Annotated in this window: 17 protein-coding genes; 5 read left to right on the forward strand and 12 right to left on the reverse strand. The window is 60.2% G+C overall.

Annotated elements, in window-relative coordinates; all coding sequences use genetic code 11:
* Positions 1-162: 162 nt before the first annotated feature.
* Both AC3WMT_RS23300 and map read left to right on the forward strand, forming a co-directional pair.
* The gene (locus tag AC3WMT_RS23300; protein WP_007918027.1) at positions 163-390 is read left to right on the forward strand and encodes a ParD-like family protein; all 228 of its coding nucleotides are present in this window, start codon (positions 163-165) and stop codon (positions 388-390) included.
* Positions 387-1,178: a type I methionyl aminopeptidase gene (gene map / locus AC3WMT_RS23305; protein WP_103305742.1), complete on the forward strand. Its 792-nt coding sequence runs from the start codon at positions 387-389 to the stop codon at positions 1,176-1,178. Before AC3WMT_RS23300 ends, map begins: the two co-directional genes overlap by 4 nt.
* 170 nt (positions 1,179-1,348) lie before the next feature.
* Here the strand turns inward: map and AC3WMT_RS23310 are convergent, their stop codons facing one another.
* From AC3WMT_RS23310 to ribBA, 5 genes are all read right to left on the reverse strand, one after another.
* Complete coding sequence (locus AC3WMT_RS23310; protein ID WP_103305743.1) at positions 1,349-2,545, reverse strand: ABC transporter ATP-binding protein; 1,197 nt, start codon at positions 2,543-2,545, stop codon at positions 1,349-1,351.
* A 17-nt stretch (positions 2,546-2,562) separates the two neighbouring features.
* A complete protein-coding gene (locus tag AC3WMT_RS23315) occupies positions 2,563-3,372 on the reverse strand; it encodes an ABC transporter permease (RefSeq protein WP_007918021.1) in 810 nt (269 codons plus the stop codon).
* Between the two features lie 6 nt (positions 3,373-3,378).
* On the reverse strand, positions 3,379-4,326 hold the full coding sequence (locus tag AC3WMT_RS23320) for an ABC transporter permease (protein WP_177431443.1): 948 nt from the start codon (positions 4,324-4,326) through the stop codon (positions 3,379-3,381).
* Entirely contained in the window at positions 4,323-5,348 is a 1,026-nt protein-coding gene (locus AC3WMT_RS23325; protein WP_103305745.1) for an ABC transporter substrate-binding protein, read from the reverse strand. Before AC3WMT_RS23325 ends, AC3WMT_RS23320 begins: the two co-directional genes overlap by 4 nt.
* Before the next feature lie 319 nt (positions 5,349-5,667).
* On the reverse strand, positions 5,668-6,777 hold the full coding sequence (gene ribBA / locus AC3WMT_RS23330) for a bifunctional 3,4-dihydroxy-2-butanone-4-phosphate synthase/GTP cyclohydrolase II (RefSeq protein WP_103305746.1): 1,110 nt from the start codon (positions 6,775-6,777) through the stop codon (positions 5,668-5,670).
* A 68-nt stretch (positions 6,778-6,845) separates the two neighbouring features.
* On the opposite strand from ribBA, the gene AC3WMT_RS23335 reads away from it, so the two are divergent.
* Complete coding sequence (locus AC3WMT_RS23335) at positions 6,846-7,142, forward strand: DUF1330 domain-containing protein (RefSeq protein WP_103305747.1); 297 nt, start codon at positions 6,846-6,848, stop codon at positions 7,140-7,142.
* Between the two features lie 145 nt (positions 7,143-7,287).
* On the opposite strand, the gene AC3WMT_RS23340 is transcribed toward AC3WMT_RS23335, so the two are convergent.
* The 7 genes from AC3WMT_RS23340 to AC3WMT_RS23370 all read right to left on the reverse strand — a co-directional run bounded on the left by AC3WMT_RS23340 (position 7,288) and on the right by AC3WMT_RS23370 (position 12,616).
* Positions 7,288-7,851, reverse strand: a complete 564-nt coding sequence (locus AC3WMT_RS23340; protein WP_103305748.1) for an NUDIX hydrolase — start codon at positions 7,849-7,851, stop codon at positions 7,288-7,290.
* Between the two features lies 1 nt (position 7,852).
* Complete coding sequence (locus AC3WMT_RS23345) at positions 7,853-8,605, reverse strand: GntR family transcriptional regulator (protein ID WP_103305749.1); 753 nt, start codon at positions 8,603-8,605, stop codon at positions 7,853-7,855.
* A gap of 58 nt (positions 8,606-8,663) precedes the next feature.
* Positions 8,664-9,053, reverse strand: coding sequence for a carboxymuconolactone decarboxylase family protein (locus AC3WMT_RS23350; RefSeq protein WP_103305750.1), 390 nt, complete (start codon positions 9,051-9,053; stop codon positions 8,664-8,666).
* A 131-nt stretch (positions 9,054-9,184) separates the two neighbouring features.
* Positions 9,185-9,670 carry a flavin reductase family protein gene (locus tag AC3WMT_RS23355; RefSeq protein ID WP_103305751.1) on the reverse strand — a complete coding sequence of 162 codons (486 nt, stop codon included), beginning with the start codon at positions 9,668-9,670 and terminating at the stop codon, positions 9,185-9,187.
* A 12-nt stretch (positions 9,671-9,682) separates the two neighbouring features.
* Positions 9,683-11,164 (reverse strand): aldehyde dehydrogenase, encoded by a 1,482-nt coding sequence (locus AC3WMT_RS23360; protein WP_103305752.1) that lies wholly within the window; start codon positions 11,162-11,164, stop codon positions 9,683-9,685.
* Positions 11,161-11,994: an alpha/beta fold hydrolase gene (locus tag AC3WMT_RS23365; protein ID WP_103305753.1), complete on the reverse strand. Its 834-nt coding sequence runs from the start codon at positions 11,992-11,994 to the stop codon at positions 11,161-11,163. Before AC3WMT_RS23365 ends, AC3WMT_RS23360 begins: the two co-directional genes overlap by 4 nt.
* 31 nt (positions 11,995-12,025) lie before the next feature.
* Positions 12,026-12,616 carry an amino acid synthesis family protein gene (locus AC3WMT_RS23370; RefSeq protein ID WP_103305754.1) on the reverse strand — a complete coding sequence of 197 codons (591 nt, stop codon included), beginning with the start codon at positions 12,614-12,616 and terminating at the stop codon, positions 12,026-12,028.
* Positions 12,617-13,066: 450 nt separating this feature from the next.
* On the opposite strand from AC3WMT_RS23370, the gene AC3WMT_RS23375 reads away from it, so the two are divergent.
* Both AC3WMT_RS23375 and AC3WMT_RS23380 read left to right on the forward strand, forming a co-directional pair.
* Positions 13,067-14,110 carry a WD40/YVTN/BNR-like repeat-containing protein gene (locus tag AC3WMT_RS23375; RefSeq protein WP_103305755.1) on the forward strand — a complete coding sequence of 348 codons (1,044 nt, stop codon included), beginning with the start codon at positions 13,067-13,069 and terminating at the stop codon, positions 14,108-14,110.
* A complete protein-coding gene (locus AC3WMT_RS23380; protein ID WP_103305756.1) occupies positions 14,107-16,491 on the forward strand; it encodes an efflux RND transporter permease subunit in 2,385 nt (794 codons plus the stop codon). Before AC3WMT_RS23375 ends, AC3WMT_RS23380 begins: the two co-directional genes overlap by 4 nt.
* Positions 16,492-16,586 lie beyond the last annotated feature (95 nt).

Below are 16,586 nucleotides of genomic sequence, written 5' to 3' on the forward strand. Positions count from 1 at the left end.
TGCTCAATACATCGCGTGTTCTTAAAGTTTTTGCTGCCATTTCCGGCAGCTTTTTTTTGCCTGAAATTCGTCACCCCATTACCCGCCACAGGTGTTGGTTTGCAATTCCTCATAGAGCTTGGCTAATATACGATCCATATACACATCGTATTGGATTCATATATGGGCATCGTAAAGATTTCAGAGGACATGCACGAGAATCTGCGCATCTCCAGTAACGCCCTCAGCCGCTCGATCAACGCGCAGGCCGAGCACTGGATGCGCATCGGCATGCTCGCCGAGCTGCATCCCAACCTCGACCACAGCGCCATTTGCCGCTTGCTGATCCGCGCCGAGCAGAACGGTGGGCTGGATCTGCAACAACTGACTCAGGAAGCCGTCAGCGCATGAGAAACCAGATCAAGATCAACACCCCGGCCGATATCGCCCAATCGCGTGCCGCTGGCAAACTCGCTGCAGAAGTACTGGCAATGCTGGTGCCGCACGTCAAGGCTGGCGTCACCACCGATGAGCTGGATCGGCTGTGCAACGACTACATCGTCAACGTGCAGAAAGCCGTGCCGGCCAACGTCGGTTATCACGGTTTTCCGAAAACCGTCTGCGCCTCGGTCAACGATGTGGTCTGTCATGGCATCCCTTCGGGCACGCCGTTGAAGGATGGTGACATCGTCAACCTCGACATCGCGGTGATCAAGGACGGCTGGTTCGGCGACACCAGTCGCATGTACGTGGTCGGCGAGGCAACGCCTGAGGCGCAGCATCTGATCAAGACCACTTACGAGGCGATGTGTGCGGGAATTCGCGTGGTCAAGCCGGGTGCGACTTTGGGCGATATCGGCCACGCGATCCAGACGCTGGCGGAGAAGGAGGGCTTCAGCGTGGTGCGCGAGTATTGCGGGCATGGGATCGGCAAGGTGTATCACGACGAGCCGCAGATCCTGCATTACGGTTTTCCCAATCAGGGAATGAAGTTGAAGGCGGGAATGATATTTACCGTTGAACCGATGCTCAATGCCGGCAAGCGTCATGTGAAGAACATGCCGGATGGCTGGACGGTGCTGACCAAGGACGGCTCGTTGTCGGCGCAGTGGGAGCATATGGTCGCGGTGACTGAGACCGGGTTTGAAATTCTTACGGCGTGGCCGGATGAGATTGAAGGCTACCGCGCTATTGTTTGATACCGCGTCGTCTGTTTCCCTCACCCTAGCCCTCTCCCGGAGGGAGAGGGGACTGATTGGGGGATGTTGGAGAGGTATGCCGACCTGAAAGCTGCTCAGTGAATCCATAATCGCCACTGATCTTTCAGGTCGATGTCAGACGCAAGACACCTCGGTCGGCTCCCTCTCCCTCAGGGAGAGGGCTGGGGTGAGGGGGAGCAGACGACTCGTTCTAATTGAGAACCCGCAGCCTTGTTGAGGTCGCTTTCAGTCCACTCGGTGTAGACGCAGGCGTCGGCAGTCGCCCAGCGCACTCGCACCGGATCCCCGGCCTTGAGCGGCATGCCGGCCGCGGACAATGCCTTCACCGTCATCGAGGTGCCGCCCGAGGTGACCACGCTGCAGGTCTGGCTTTCCCCGAGAAACAACACTTCCACGACCTTCGCTGACACCTCGTTCCAACCCGACGGCAGCGGTTCGCTGAGCGCCTGCGGTACGCTCAAGGCCAAGGCTTTTTCCGGCCGCACCATCAGCAATACATCCTGATCGGTGTGCAATCCCGCCGTCAGCCGAATCGACAACGACTGCCCTTCAAAACTTGCCGCTGCATTGCCCTGGGCCTTGAGTTTGAGGAAGTTCGAGTTCCCCAGAAACGAGGCGACAAAGGCATTCGGCGGATTCTGATAAAGGTCATATCCGCTGCCCAGACCGACAATCTTGCCGTGACTGAAAATTGCAATGCGTTGCGACAAGCGCATGGCTTCTTCCTGGTCGTGGGTCACGTAAACAATGGTGATGCCCAGACGACGATGCAGTTGGCGCAATTCGTCCTGCAAGTCTTCACGCAGCTTTTTATCCAGCGCACCGAGCGGTTCGTCCATCAACAGAATGCGCGGTTCGTAAACCAGCGCCCGGGCGATGGCGACACGCTGTTGCTGGCCGCCAGACAATTGCGAAGGGCGGCGATGGGCGAACTGCTCAAGTTGCACCAGTTTCAACATCGCATCGACACGCTTGTCACGTTCGGCTGCGGCAAGTTTGCGAATCGCCAAGGGAAACGCGATGTTGTCGCGCACCGACAGATGCGGGAACAGCGAATAACGCTGAAACACCATGCCGATGTCACGCTTGTGCGGCGGCACGTTCACCAGCGATTGGCCGTTGACGAGTATCTCGCCGCTGCTCGGCGTTTCGAACCCGGCAAGCATCGACAGCGTGGTGCTTTTGCCCGAGCCGCTGGAGCCAAGGAAGGTCAGGAACTCGCCGTCCTTGATGTCCAGCGAGATGTTGTCGACGGCGGCAAAGTCGCCGTAATGCTTGTTCAGGTTGCGCAGGCTGACCAGGGGTTTGTCGTTCTGCTGGGATGCGTCTTTGATCACGGCACTCATGTCGTACTCCTGGGCGCTCAGGCGCTGATTTCGTTGCGCCGGCGCAGCGCGGCGGCGATCACCATGACCAACACTGACAAGCCGATCAGCAGCGTCGAAGCGACGGCGATCACCGGTGTCAGGTCCTGGCGCAGGGTGGTCCACATTTTCACGGGAAGGGTTTGCAGGGTCGGGCTGGCCATCATCACGCTGAGCACCACTTCATCCCACGAAACGAGGAAGGCGAAGAGGGCGCCGGCGACCATGCCCGGACGAATCGCCGGGAAGGTCACCTTGAACACTGCTTGCAGACGCGAGGCTCCGCAGATCACTGCCGCGTCTTCAATCGACTGATCGAACAGCTTCAGCGAGTTGATGATCGAGATGATGGTGAACGGCAACGCGACGATCACATGGCTGACCACGAAGGCGAACATCGTCCCGGTGTAACCGAGCTTGAGGAACAGCGCGTACACCGCCACGGCGATGATCACCAGTGGCACGATCATCGGCAGGGTGAACAGGCCGTAGAGCATTTCCCGGCCGGGAAAACGCCCGCGCACCAGCGCGAACGCGGTCGGCAGACCCAGGGCCACGGCGCAGATCGTGGTCAGCACGGCAACCTTGAGGCTTGCCGCTGCAGCGTTCATCCAGTCCGGGTTGGAGAAGAACTGGCCGTACCATTTCAGCGTCCAGCCCGGCGGTGGAAACACCAGCCACTGCGACGAGCCGAACGACAACAGCACGATGAAGACGATCGGCAACAGCAGGAACAGACCGATCAGCCCGGTGGTGGCGTAGAGGCCGAAACGCATGCGCCGGCTCATCGCATTGGGAGTCAGGAGCATGTCGGCTTACCTCGCGTTACTGGCGCCAACCGGGGATTCCGGCTGAAGCTTCAGGTAGAAGTAGAACAGCACCAAAGTGATCGCGATCAGCAACGCGGCGCCGGCACTGGCCAGGCCCCAGTTGAGGAACGATTGCACCTGCTGAATGATGAACTCCGGCAGCATCATGTTCTGCGCGCCGCCGAGCAGTGCCGGGGTGACGTAGTAACCGAGCGACATCACGAACACCATCAAGCCGCCGGAGGCCAGACCCGGCCGGCACAGCGGCAGGAACACCCGGAAGAAGTTGGTCCACGGGCTGGCGCCACAGATCGAACCAGCCTGCAGAATCATCGGGTCGATGGCCTGCATGGTCGCCTGCAACGGCAGCACGATGAACGGGATCATGATGTAGCTCATGCCGATCACCACACCGGTGAGGTTATGCACCATTTCCAGCGGCTGATCGATGATGCCCATCGCCATCAGGGCCTTGTTGATCACCCCGGACGCTTGCAGCAGCACCAGCCATGAATAGGTGCGGGCGAGCAGGCTGGTCCACATCGACAGCAGCACGATGTTGAGGATCCAGCGACCCCAGCCACGCGGCACCAGGGTGATCGCCCAGGCCAGCGGAAAGCCCAGCAGCAGGCTGAACAGCGTCACCAGCCCGGCCACCGAAAAGGTGTTGAGCAGCACCCGCGCATACGCCGAGTTGGCGAACAGTTGTTCGTAGTTGCCAAGGCCCGGGGTCGGTTCGAGCACGCCGCGCAACAGCAGGCCAATCAACGGCGCGAGAAAGAACAGGCCGATGAACAGCAGCGCCGGTGCGAGGTTGCCGGCGCCGCGCCAGCGTTGTCTGAGGGACGGGGCTTGCTGCATCGCAACCGCCTGTTTTCCGTGGGCCGAGCCGGCAGCGCTCGCGGCGCTCCCGGTGGCAGTGGAGGGACGGGACGCGGTGGCCGCCATTTTCATTTGACCAGCCATTCGTTCCACCGTGTCGCGATGGCCTGGCCGTTTTTGGCCCAGTACGCGAAATCAAGAGTGATCTGATCCTTAGCGTAGGCAGTCGGCAGGTTGGGGGCCAGCGTCGAATCCAGACGCTCCACACTGTCGAGGTTGACCGGGGCGTAGGCGGTCAGGTTGGAGAAGTCGGCCTGGCCTTTGGCGCTGCTGGCATTGGCCAGAAACTTCATCGCCGCGTCCTTGTTTTTCGAGCCTTTTGGAATCACCAGAATGTCGGCCATGACCAGGTTCTGTTTCCAGCTCACGCCAACCGGCGCGCCGTCTTCTTGCAGGGCGTGAATGCGGCCGTTCCAGAACTGACCCATGCTCGCTTCGCCAGAGGCCAGCAGTTGCTGCGACTGCGCGCCGCCGCCCCACCAGACGATGTCTTTCTTGATGGTGTCGAGTTTCTTGAAGGCGCGATCCAGATCCAGCGGGTAGAGCTTGTCGGCCGCTACGCCGTCGGCCAGCAGCGCCAGTTCGAGCACGCCGGGGCTTGGCCATTTGTACAGGGCGCGTTTGCCGGGGTAGGTTTTGGTGTCGAACAGCGCGCTCCAGTCCTGCGGCTTGTTGGCGCCGAGTTTGCCCTCGTTGTAGCCGAGGACGAAGGAGAAGAAGAACGAGCCGACGCCGTAATCGCTGACGAAACGCGGGTCGATCTTGTCGCGCTGAATCACTTTGAAATCGAGGGGTTCGAGCAGGCCTTCAGCGGCGGCGCGCAGGGCGAAATCGGCTTCGACATCGACCACGTCCCACTGCACGTTGCCGCTCTCGACCATGGCTTTGAGTTTGCCGTAGTCGGTCGGCCCGTCCTGCACCACGGTGATGCCGCTGGCTTTGCTGAACGGATCGGCCCAGGCCTGTTTCTGCGCATCCTGGGTGCTTCCACCCCAGCTGACAAAATTCACGCTGTCGGCAGCCATTGCAGCCTGGCCGGTGACGCTGAGCAGTCCCGCAAAAAAGATCGCGGTTGCAGCTTTGTTCAACACCATTTTTACGCCCTCATTGTTGTGTTTTTGAGCGGGCTTGCGTTGTTGCCCGCCTATCGGGAGCAGTAGATGGACGTTCGTTGGAGTGTCCGGTCTATGGAATATCATATTATGGTATTCCAAACTTTGTGCAAGCACTTTGCCTTACCGGTTATCTGGCGAATCTGTTTTTTGGAAGCTCAGAGGAATCAGTTTGAAATGCAAAACCCTGTAGGAGTGAGCCTGCTCGCGATAGCGGTGTATCAGTCAACATCATTGCTGAATGTCACACCGCTATCGCGAGCAGGCTCACTCCTACATTTGGATTTGTGCTCGACGTGGGTTATTCGGTGAAGGGGATGCTCTCGACCACTTCCAAGTCATACCCGGTCAACCCCGCATACTTCAGCGGTGGGCCGAGATGACGCAGCTTGCCAACCCCCAGATTCTGCAAAATCTGCGCCCCAGTCCCCACCTCGGAATAAATCCGCGATTGCGAGCGACTGAACTGCCGCGGCGGTTGGGTCAATTGCGGCACGCGCTCAAGCAACGCCTGCGACGACTCATGATTGGCCAATACCACCACAACCCCATGCCCTTCAGCGGCAACCCGTTGCAGCGCCGCCCACAGTGTCCAGTTGCTCGGCCCGCTGTACTCGGCACCGACCAGATCACGCAGCGGATCAATCACATGCACGCGCACCAGCGTCGGCTCTTCGCGGCGCAGATCGCCCATGACCATGGCCATATGCACGCCGCCCTCGATGCGATCCTCAAAGGTGATCAAGCGGAACGTGCCGTGCACCGTCGGCAGCTCACGTTCGCCAATCCGTTCGATGGTGTGTTCGGTGCTGAGTCGATAGTGGATCAGTTCGGCGATGGTGCCGATCTTGATCCCGTGCTTGCGTGCAAACACTTCCAGATCCGGGCGACGGGCCATGGTGCCGTCGTCGTTCATCACCTCAACGATGACCGAGGCCGGTGTGAAACCGGCGAGACGCGCTAAATCGCAACCCGCTTCGGTATGACCGGCGCGGGTCAGCACGCCACCTTCCTTGGCACGCAACGGAAAGATATGGCCCGGCTGTACCAGGTCTTCGGCGCGAGCGTCTTTGGCTACGGCAGCGGCAACCGTGCAGGCGCGGTCGGCGGCGGATATGCCGGTGGTGACGCCAACCGCCGCTTCAATCGACACCGTGAAGGCTGTGCTGAACACGCTGCCGTTGGCCGGCACCATTTGCTCAAGGCCCAAACGCTGGCAATGTTCGTCAGTCAGCGTCAGGCAGATCAGCCCCCGCGCTTCACGCGCCATGAAGCTGATCGCCTCGGGCGTGCAGCAGTCGGCGGCCAGCAGCAGGTCGCCCTCGTTTTCGCGATCTTCGTCATCGACCAGCAGGACCATTTTGCCGAGACGATAATCTTCGATGATTTCTTCGATGCTGTTGAAGGCCATGCTGGACTCTCAGGGTTCGTTGGAAATATATTGGTATACCATAATACAAAATCAACAAAGAGGTCACTATGAAGGCGTACTGGATTGCTCATGTGGATATCGCCGATGCCGATCACTACAGCCAATACACCCAGCGCGCGCCGGCGGCCTTCGCCGAGTTCGGCGCGAAGTTTCTCGCGAGAGGCGGGCGCAGCGAGGCGATGGAAGGGCGCAGGACGCCGCAACGCAGTGTGGTGATCGAGTTTGAAAGCTACGAAAAAGCCGTGGCGTGCTACCAATCGGCGGCGTACCAGGAGGCGAAAAGTTACCGCGAGGAATGGGCGAAGGCGGAAATCATCATCGTCGAAGGCATCGCCCCACTCTGAACCCCGCGGAAGTGATCGTTCCCACGCTCCGCGTGGGAATGCCTCTTCGGACGCTGCGCGTTCGGCTTTTGAAGGGACGCGGAGCGTCCCGGGCTGCATTCCCACGCGGAGCGTGGGAACGATCAGGCAGGGGGGAATGCGGTCTTCAGCGGATAAAGTGGATCTTGCCGCTGTCGTCATTGCCCATGTAGATCCCGTAAACCCCAGCCTGGCGCTCCTCGATATAGCGCTCGAGAATCTGCCGGATCGCCGGGTAATAGATCTGTTCCCACGGGATGTCTTCAGGCGCAAAGAACTTGTAGTCCAGCGTTTCCGGCCCGTACTGCCCGGTGATCTCCAGCGCGATGGCGCGGAAGATGATGTACACCTCGCTGATCTTCGGCACGCTGAAAATCGAATAGGGCGAGAGAATCTCCGCACGCACGCCGCTTTCTTCCCAGACTTCACGCAGCGCCGCCTGCTCGGTGGTCTCGCCGCTTTCCATGAAGCCGGCCGGCAGCGTCCAGGTGCCCGGGCGCGGGGGAATCGCCCGTTGGCACAAGAGGTATTTGCCGTCCTGCTCGATGATGCAGCCGGCAATGATCTTCGGATTGACGTAGTGGATGTAGCCGCAGCCGCGACACATCAGGCGTTCGTGCGTATCGCCCGGCGGTACCTGCTGACTGAGGTCAGGGCCACCGCATTTCGGGCAATAGCTCGGGCTGAACATATCAGTGACCTATACGAGGTTCTTTCAGCGCAATCGGCAGGGTGATTGGCGGGGTAGCCCCGGTCTCTTCCTGCTTGCGCTTGAGATAGTCGAGTGCCACCGCAGCGGCAGCGCGAACGTGATCAACACAGGCCTGATGCGCGGCCAGCGGATCGCCGCTCTTGATCGCCGCGACCATTTTTTCCATTTCCTGATTACTAGCGCCACGACGGTTTTCCTGGGAAACCGAGGTCGCGCGCAAGTAGCTGATGCGAGCCTGCAACTGACGCAGCTGAGTCGCCGCAACATGGTTGCCCGAACCTTCCAGCAGCACGTCGTAGAAGCCCTGCACCGAGTCGATCACCTGTTGCAGTTCGCCGTCCTTGAGTGCCTTGCGGTTCTCGTCGAGGGCTTTTTCCAGGGCTTTGATGTCCTTGGCCTTGGCGCGCAGCGTGAACAGCTGGACGATCAAACCTTCGAGCACGCAGCGCAGCTCATAGATATCGACGGCATCGGCGAGGGTGATGATTGCCACGCGCGGGCCTTTGGCATCGGCGAACTCGACCAGGCCTTCGGATTCAAGGTGACGCAAGGCTTCGCGCACCGATGTGCGGCTGACACCCAGGCGATCACACAGATCGCGCTCCACCAGACGATCGCCCGGCATGAGCTGGAAATTCATGATCGCGCTACGCAGTTTATCCAGCACGATTTCGCGCAGGGTAACGGGGTTGCGATTGACCTTGAAGCTGTCGTCGAGTGGCTGGCGTTTCATGGGGTCCGCTCTTTACTGTGGCTGTCCATGCCAGACGGGCATCAAAACAGCCGAGGGGTTAACTGGAGGCCTCGGCGTCGGCTTCGGCGAAGGCTTCACGGGCGAGCCGGAAACTGTCCACGGCCGCCGGGACGCCGCAATAAATGCCGACCTGAAGCAGAATTTCGCGTATTTGCTCACGACTCAGGCCGTTACGCAAGGCGCCGCGCACATGCAGCTTGAGTTCGTGCGGACGGTTGAGCGCCGAGATCATCGCCAGGTTGATCATGCTGCGCTCCTTGAGCGACAAGCCTTCGCGGCCCCAGACATGACCCCAACAGTATTCGGTGACCATTTCCTGCAGGGGGCGGGTGAAGTCATCGGCGTTGTCGATGGAGCGCTGGACGTAGGCTTCGCCGAGCACCTCGGTGCGAATCTTCAGGCCTTTTTCGTACTTCTCGTTATTCATATTCTTCGCCTCACCTCAATCCCTGTGGGAGCTGGCTTGCCAGCGATAGCGGACTATCAGCCAACATCGATGTTGAATGTTAAGTCCTCATCGCTGGCAAGCCAGCTCCCACAGGATTTTGCATTGTTCTGTCAGGCCAGTGTCGGCAATGGCCCGAGCTTGCCTTTGTGGTAGATCATCGGCGTCACCGGTTGCGCCGGCAGGATCAGGTTCTTCACCGCGCCCACGATGATTGCGTGATCACCGCCGTCGTATTCCCGCCACAGTTCACACTCGATGATCGCCGTCGCTTTGGCCAGAATCGGGTTACCGAGTTCGCTCAGATGCCACTCGATATCCTTGGCCTTGTCCTTGCCTTTACCAGCAAACGCATAGGCCTCGGCGGTCTGCTCGGCGGACAGCAAATGGATCGCGAATTTCTTGCTGTCGCGCAAAACCGGATAGGTGTCGGAAGCGTAGTTGGGACAGAACAGCACCAGCGCCGGGTCAATCGACAGCGCGCTAAAGGCGCTGGCGGTGATGCCGACGATGCCGCCATCCGGATCGAGGGTGGTGACCACCGTGACGCCAGACGGAAACGAACTCATCACGTCTTTGTAAATGCCGGGTTCGATCATTTCGCAGGACTCCTAGCGCATCACAAACGGATCAGGCATTGGCGCCTGAGAGAGGTTGATCCACACCGTTTTCAGTTCGGTGTAAGCCAGCACCGAGTCGATGCCGCTTTCGCGTCCATAGCCACTGTTCTTGAAGCCGCCAATCGGCGCCATCGCCGAGACCGCACGGTAGGTGTTGACCCAGATGATCCCCGAACGCACATCCCGGGCGAGGCGATGGGCGCGACCGAGATCGCGGGTCCAGATGCCGGCGGCGAGGCCGAACTGCGAGTCGTTGGCGATCGCCAGCGCTTCAGCTTCATCTTTGAATCGAATCACCGAAGCCACCGGGCCGAACACTTCTTCCTGCATGATCTTCATCGAATTGCGGTCGCATTCGAACAGCGTCGGCTCGTAGAACCAGCCTTCACCAAGACCTGCCGGACGCTTGCCGCCGGTACGCAAACGCGCACCTTCTGCGATGGCATCAGCCACAAGACCTTCGACCACCGCCAGCTGCTGCGCAGTGGCCATCGGGCCCATTTCACTGTTGTCTTCCTGCGGATTGCCGATGCGGATGCGTTGGGCGCGCTCGACCAGCCGATTGACGAATTCGTCGTAGATTTCGTCCTGCACCAACAGGCGCGAACCCGACACGCAACTCTGACCCGATGCCGCGTAGATCCCGGCAATCGCGCCGTTGATCGCGCTGTCCAGATCGGCATCGGCGAAGATGATGTTCGGCGACTTGCCGCCCAGTTCCAGCGATAGCTTGGCGAAGTTCTCGGCGCTGCTGCGCACCACGTGCCGCGCCGTCGCCGCGCCGCCAGTAAAGGCGATCTTGCGGATCAGCGGATGGCGGGTGAGGGCGGCGCCGGTGCTCGGGCCGTAACCGGTGACGACGTTGACCACGCCCGGCGGAATCCCGGCTTCGAGGGCCAGACGCGCCAGCTCCAGAATCGTCGCCGAGGCGTGCTCGGACGGCTTGATCACAATCGTGTTGCCGGCGGCGAGGGCCGGAGCGAGTTTGATTGCGGTCAGGTACAGCGGGCTGTTCCACGGAATGATCGCGGCGACCACACCCATCGCTTCGTGCACGGTGTAGGCGAACAGGTCGGGCTTATCCAGCGGCAGCGTGCCGCCTTCGAGCTTGTCGGCGAGGCCTGCGGTGTAGTGGAAGAACTCCGGCAGATAGCTGACCTGACCACGGGTTTCGCGGATCAGTTTGCCGTTGTCGCGGCTTTCCAGCTGCGCCAGTTGTTCCTTGTTTTCCGCGATCAGGTCACCGAGGCGACGCAGCAGTTTGCCCCGTGCGGTGGCGGTGAGGCCGCGCCAGGCCGGGCTGTCGAACGCGGCCTGCGCCGATTGCACGGCGCGTTCGACGTCCGCTTCATCGGCGTCGGGCAGTTGCGCCCAGGCTTGTGCGGAGGCCGGGTTGAGGCTTTCGAAAGTCTTGCCGGAGAGAGCGTCGACCCATTCTCCGCCGATGCACATCTGGAAGCGTGCGAGTGTCATGCAACGATCCCCTTTATTTGGTTTTGTCGGGAGTGTGCGAATTGGAGAAATTCCAGCAGCGTCTGGTTGACCAGTCGCGGCGACTCTACGGGCATCATATGCCGTTGCTCGGGCAGCACGGCAACCTTCGCGCCGGGGATGCGCCGGGCCAGTTGCTCGGCCATTTCCGGGGTCGAACCCGGGTCGAGTTCGCCGGTGGCAATCAGCGTCGGCGCCTGAATGCTGCCCAGGTCGTCGGCGCGGTACATGTCTTGGGTGGCGAACAGCTCATAAGTGGTCAGATAGCCTTGCGGATCATTGCCGGCGAGGGTCTGGCGGATCGCGGCGATCTGCGCAGGGTTAGCCGCCTGATATTCACGGCTGAACCAGCGTGACAGCGCCGCTTCGGCATTGGCGTCCGGTCCATGTTCGGCAGCCTGAGCGGTGCGGGCGATAACGCCGGCACGCTGCTCTTCGCTGCGGTTGAACACGCTGTTCAACACCACAAGGCTTTGCAGGCGCTGCGGGTAATGCAAGGCAAACGCCCGCGCCACCAGCCCGCCCATGGAAAAACCGATCACCGCTGCCTCAGGCAGGTTCAAGTGATCGAGTAGTTCCAGCAGCTGATCAGCGTACCCGAGCAGGTCGGTGCCGCTGGCCGGTCGCGGGCTGGCGCCGTGGCCGAGCATGTCGTAGGCGATCACCTGATATTGGGCCGACAGGCCAACGATCTGGCCGCCCCACATTTCTTTGTTCAGGCCCACGCCGTGGATCAAGACCACGGGCTGGCCTTGGCCGGTCGCCAGGTAACTGGTGCCAGCCGGGGTGAGTTCAGCGGTGAGCCGAATCATGGAGCGCTCCTGCAATGCCTTTTTATTGTGATTACTGGGCTTTTTCGGCGGCCAGTTCTTCCAGATCGATGTAACGGTTGCCGATGCGCGGATGCAGGCGACCACCGTCGGCGCAACCGAGCACCACGACGATTTCGTCGGCACGCGGCGCGTCTTCGATCTGCATTTCCAGAGTGATGTAGTGCGAACGCTGGCCTTCGTCGTCCTTGTGCATCATCGGGATCTGGATCGAGGTGCCCGGGCCGCCGCGCTTGTTGGTGAAGCTCAGATAGCTCTTGGCGTTGACGGCTTCGCGGTAGTGATTGCCGAAGCGCAGGGTGTGGATCACGGCGGAGGCGTGTTCGATCTCGCCATCGGCGCCGACCACGGCCGCTTTGCCGTAGGCCTCGATCTTCTCGGCGCCGCCGATGATGCCAACCAGACGCTCGACCATCAGTGCACCGAGGTCGGAGCAATTGGCGCGGATCTGCGGCTTGAGGTCTTCAACGAAACCGTTACCCACCCACGGGTTTTTCATCACCACGGCGAGGCCGACCATGGTCACTGGCTTGTCAGCGGCCTTGCCGCCTTCGATGAAGGTCTCTTCGACATAGCTGACGATCTTGCGAATTTCGAAACTCATGAGCTGCTCCGTTGGGGGATTGAGAGTGTCTGTGCGTCTGATGGTATACCATAATACTGATCGTGCAAGTCCTCCTCACAAGTTTCGCCGCATCACTCCGGCGAATGGTCATGCATTCAAATCCCAAAGCCCCCACGATCCCCTGTAGAAGTGAGCCTGCTCGCGATAGCGGTGTGTCAACTGAACAATTGCTAACTGACACACCGCTATCGCGAGCAGGCTCACTCCTACAAGGGGAATATCTCGGCAATAGCGGGCCGCTTTTGGTTAACAAAAGATAACGTGGCGCCGATTGTCAGACGTTTCTAAAGCCCGATAGGATGGGCCAGCTTCCGAAGTGGCTCTGGATTGCGGGTTTCAGGACTATGCTTCTGACCAGCCATCACTGGAGCACACTTGCGGCGCCCTTGAAGGCCAGATGGCCTAACAATAATAAATAGGGGAAGGTCTATGAGTCGTTGCCGCCCGCCGGCGTTACGCAACACCGCGTTGCTGGCCACAGCACTCTCTCTGCTGGGCTTCGCCACGTTGTCGGCACCTGTGATCGCCGCCGAGGCCCCGGCCGACGTGGTGTACGCCACCGAATCCGCCAAAGCCACGAAAAGCCTGATTCTCGATGTTGTCCACGCCGGAACGCGGCTGGTGGCGGTCGGAGATCGCGGGCACATCGTCTATTCCGATGACCAGGGCAAGACCTGGACTCAAGCCAAGGTGCCGAGCCGGCAACTGCTCACGGCGGTGTACTTTGTCGACGACAAGCACGGCTGGGCGGTCGGCCATGACGCGCAGATTCTCGCCAGTGAAGACGGCGGTCTGACCTGGACCAAGCAATTCGAAGACCTCAAACGTGAATCGCCGCTGCTCGACGTCTGGTTCAAGGACGTCGACAGCGGCCTCGCCGTGGGCGCGTATGGCGCGCTGCTGGAAACCACCGACGGCGGCAAACACTGGGAAGACGTCAGCGACCGCCTCGACAACGAAGACCAGTTCCACCTCAACGCCATCGCGGCGGTGAAAGACGCCGGGCTGTTCATCGTCGGCGAGTCCGGCAGCATGTTCCGCTCCGCCGACTGGGGCCAGACCTGGGAAAAACTCGAAGGCCCGTACGAGGGCTCGCTGTTCGGCGTGATCGGCACCGCGCAAGCGCAGACCCTGCTGGCCTACGGCTTGCGCGGCAACCTTTACCGCTCCACCGATTTCGGCAGCACCTGGGAGCAGGTCGAACTGAAAGCCGCACGCGGTGCGCTGGAGTTCGGCCTGTCCGGCGCCACGCTGCTGGCGGACGGCTCCATCGTCATCGTTGGCAACGGCGGTTCGGTGATCAGCAGTAGCGACAATGGCGAAACCTTCAGCGTGTTCAACCGCCCGGATCGCATTTCGCTCTCCTCGGTCACTGCGGCTGGCGACGGCAACCTGATTCTGACCGGGCAGGGCGGTGTGCACACCACACTGCCAAACGGCGCCGAGATCAATAATAAGAAGGCGGGGCTATGACTTCCTTGATCACTCCTCAGCAGGACAAGGCGACGTTCCTCGAACGTCTGATTTTCAACAACCGGCCGGCCGTGATCCTTATCTGTCTGGTGGTCAGTATTTTCCTGTTCTGGCAGGCCACGCTGATCCGGCCGTCGACCAGCTTCGAAAAAATGATCCCGCTCAAGCATCCGTTCATCGAGAAGATGATGGAGCACCGCAACGATCTGGCGAACCTGGGCAACACCGTGCGGATTTCGGTGGAAGCCACCGACGGCGACATCTTCTCCAAGGAGTACATGGAGACCCTGCGTCAGATCAACGACGAGGTGTTCTACATCTCCGGCGTCGACCGTTCCGGCCTCAAGTCGCTGTGGAGCCCGAGCGTACGCTGGACCGAAGTGACCGAAGAAGGTTTTGCCGGCGGCGAAGTGATCCCGCAGAGCTACAACGGCTCGCAGGACAGCCTCGACCTGCTGCGCAACAACGTGCTCAAGTCCGGTCAGGTCGGGCGTCTGGTGGCCAACGACTTCAAGTCGAGCATTGTCGACATCCCGTTGCTGGAGTCCTATCCGGACCCGGATGACCAGGGCAAGTTGCTGGCGCTGGACTACCGCAAGTTCTCCCATGAACTCGAAGACAAGATCCGCAACAAGTTCGAAGCGCAGAACCCTAACGTCAAGATCCACATCGTCGGTTTCGCCAAGAAGGTCGGTGACCTGATCGACGGTCTGGTGATGGTGGTGATGTTCTTCGGCATCGCCTTCGTCATCACCTTGATTCTGCTGCTGTGGTTCACCAACTGCGTGCGTAGCACCATCGCGGTGCTCAGCACGACGCTGGTGGCGGTGGTCTGGCAACTCGGGCTGATGCACTTTTTCGGTTTCGGTCTCGATCCGTATTCGATGCTGGTGCCGTTCCTGATTTTCGCCATCGGCATTTCCCACGGCGTGCAGAAGATCAACGGTATCGCCCTGCAATCCAGTGAGGCCGATAACGCCCTGACCGCAGCGCGACGCACCTTCCGGCAACTGTTCCTGCCGGGGATGATCGCGATTCTCGCGGATGCGGTGGGTTTCATCACGCTGTTGATCATCGACATCGGCGTGATCCGTGAACTGGCCATCGGCGCGTCCATTGGCGTGGCGGTGATCGTGTTCACCAACCTGATCCTGCTGCCGGTAGCGATTTCCTATGTCGGCATCAGCAAGCGGGCGATTGCCAAGAGCAAGAAGGACGCGAACCGCGAACACCCGTTCTGGCGCCTGCTGTCGAACTTCGCCAACCCGAAAGTCGCACGCATCTCGGTAGTGCTGGCGCTGATCGCCTTCGGCGGCGGCCTCTGGTACAGCCAGAACCTGAAAATCGGCGACCTCGACCAGGGCGCGCCGGAGCTGCGTCCGGACTCGCGCTACAACAAGGACAACAACTTCATCATCAACAACTACTCGACCAGTTCCGATGTGCTGGTGGTGATGGTCAAGACCAAGGCGGAAGGCTGTTCACGCTTTGAGGCCATGGCGCCAATCGACGAACTGATGTGGAAGATGCAGAACACCGAGGGCGTGCAGTCGGCGATCTCGCTGGTGACTGTGTCCAAGCAGATGATCAAGGGCATGAACGAGGGCAACCTGAAATGGGAAACCCTGTCGCGTAACCCGGATGTGCTGAACAACTCGATTGCCCGCGCTGACGGTCTGTACAACAACAGTTGCTCGCTCGCGCCGGTACTGGTGTTCCTCAACGATCACAAGGCCGAAACCCTCGATCGTGCGGTGCATGCGGTGCAGGAATTCGCCAAGGACAACAACAAGGACGGTCTGGAATTCATCCTCGCAGCGGGTAACGCCGGGATCGAAGCGGCCACCAACGAAGTCATCAAACAGGCTGAGCTGACCATCCTGATTCTGGTGTACATCTGCGTGGCGGTGATGTGCATGATCACCTTCCGCTCGTGGGCGGCGACCTTGTGCATCGTCCTGCCGCTGGTGCTGACCTCGGTACTCGGCAACGCGCTGATGGCGTTCATGGGCATCGGCGTGAAAGTCGCGACGCTGCCAGTAGTGGCGCTGGGGGTGGGGATTGGTGTCGACTACGGCATCTACATCTACAGCCGTCTGGAAAGTTTCCTGCGTGCCGGTCTGCCGTTGCAGGAAGCTTATTACCAAACCCTGAAATCCACCGGTAAAGCGGTGCTGTTCACCGGTCTGTGCCTGGCCATCGGCGTGTGCACCTGGATCTTCTCGGCGATCAAGTTCCAGGCCGACATGGGCCTGATGCTGACCTTCATGCTGCTGTGGAACATGTTCGGTGCGCTGTGGCTGTTGCCGGCACTGGCGAAGTTCCTGATCAAACCGGAGAAGCTGGCGGGCCAGAAGGGCAACTCGCTGTTTGCTCACTGATCTGCAAGGCTGAAACGACAAAGCCGCAACCTCAGGGTTGCGGCTTTTTTACATCTTATGATCCACACAAAACCCTGTGGGAGCTGGCTTGCCAG

The organism is Pseudomonas sp. FW305-7 (assembly GCF_058786735.1).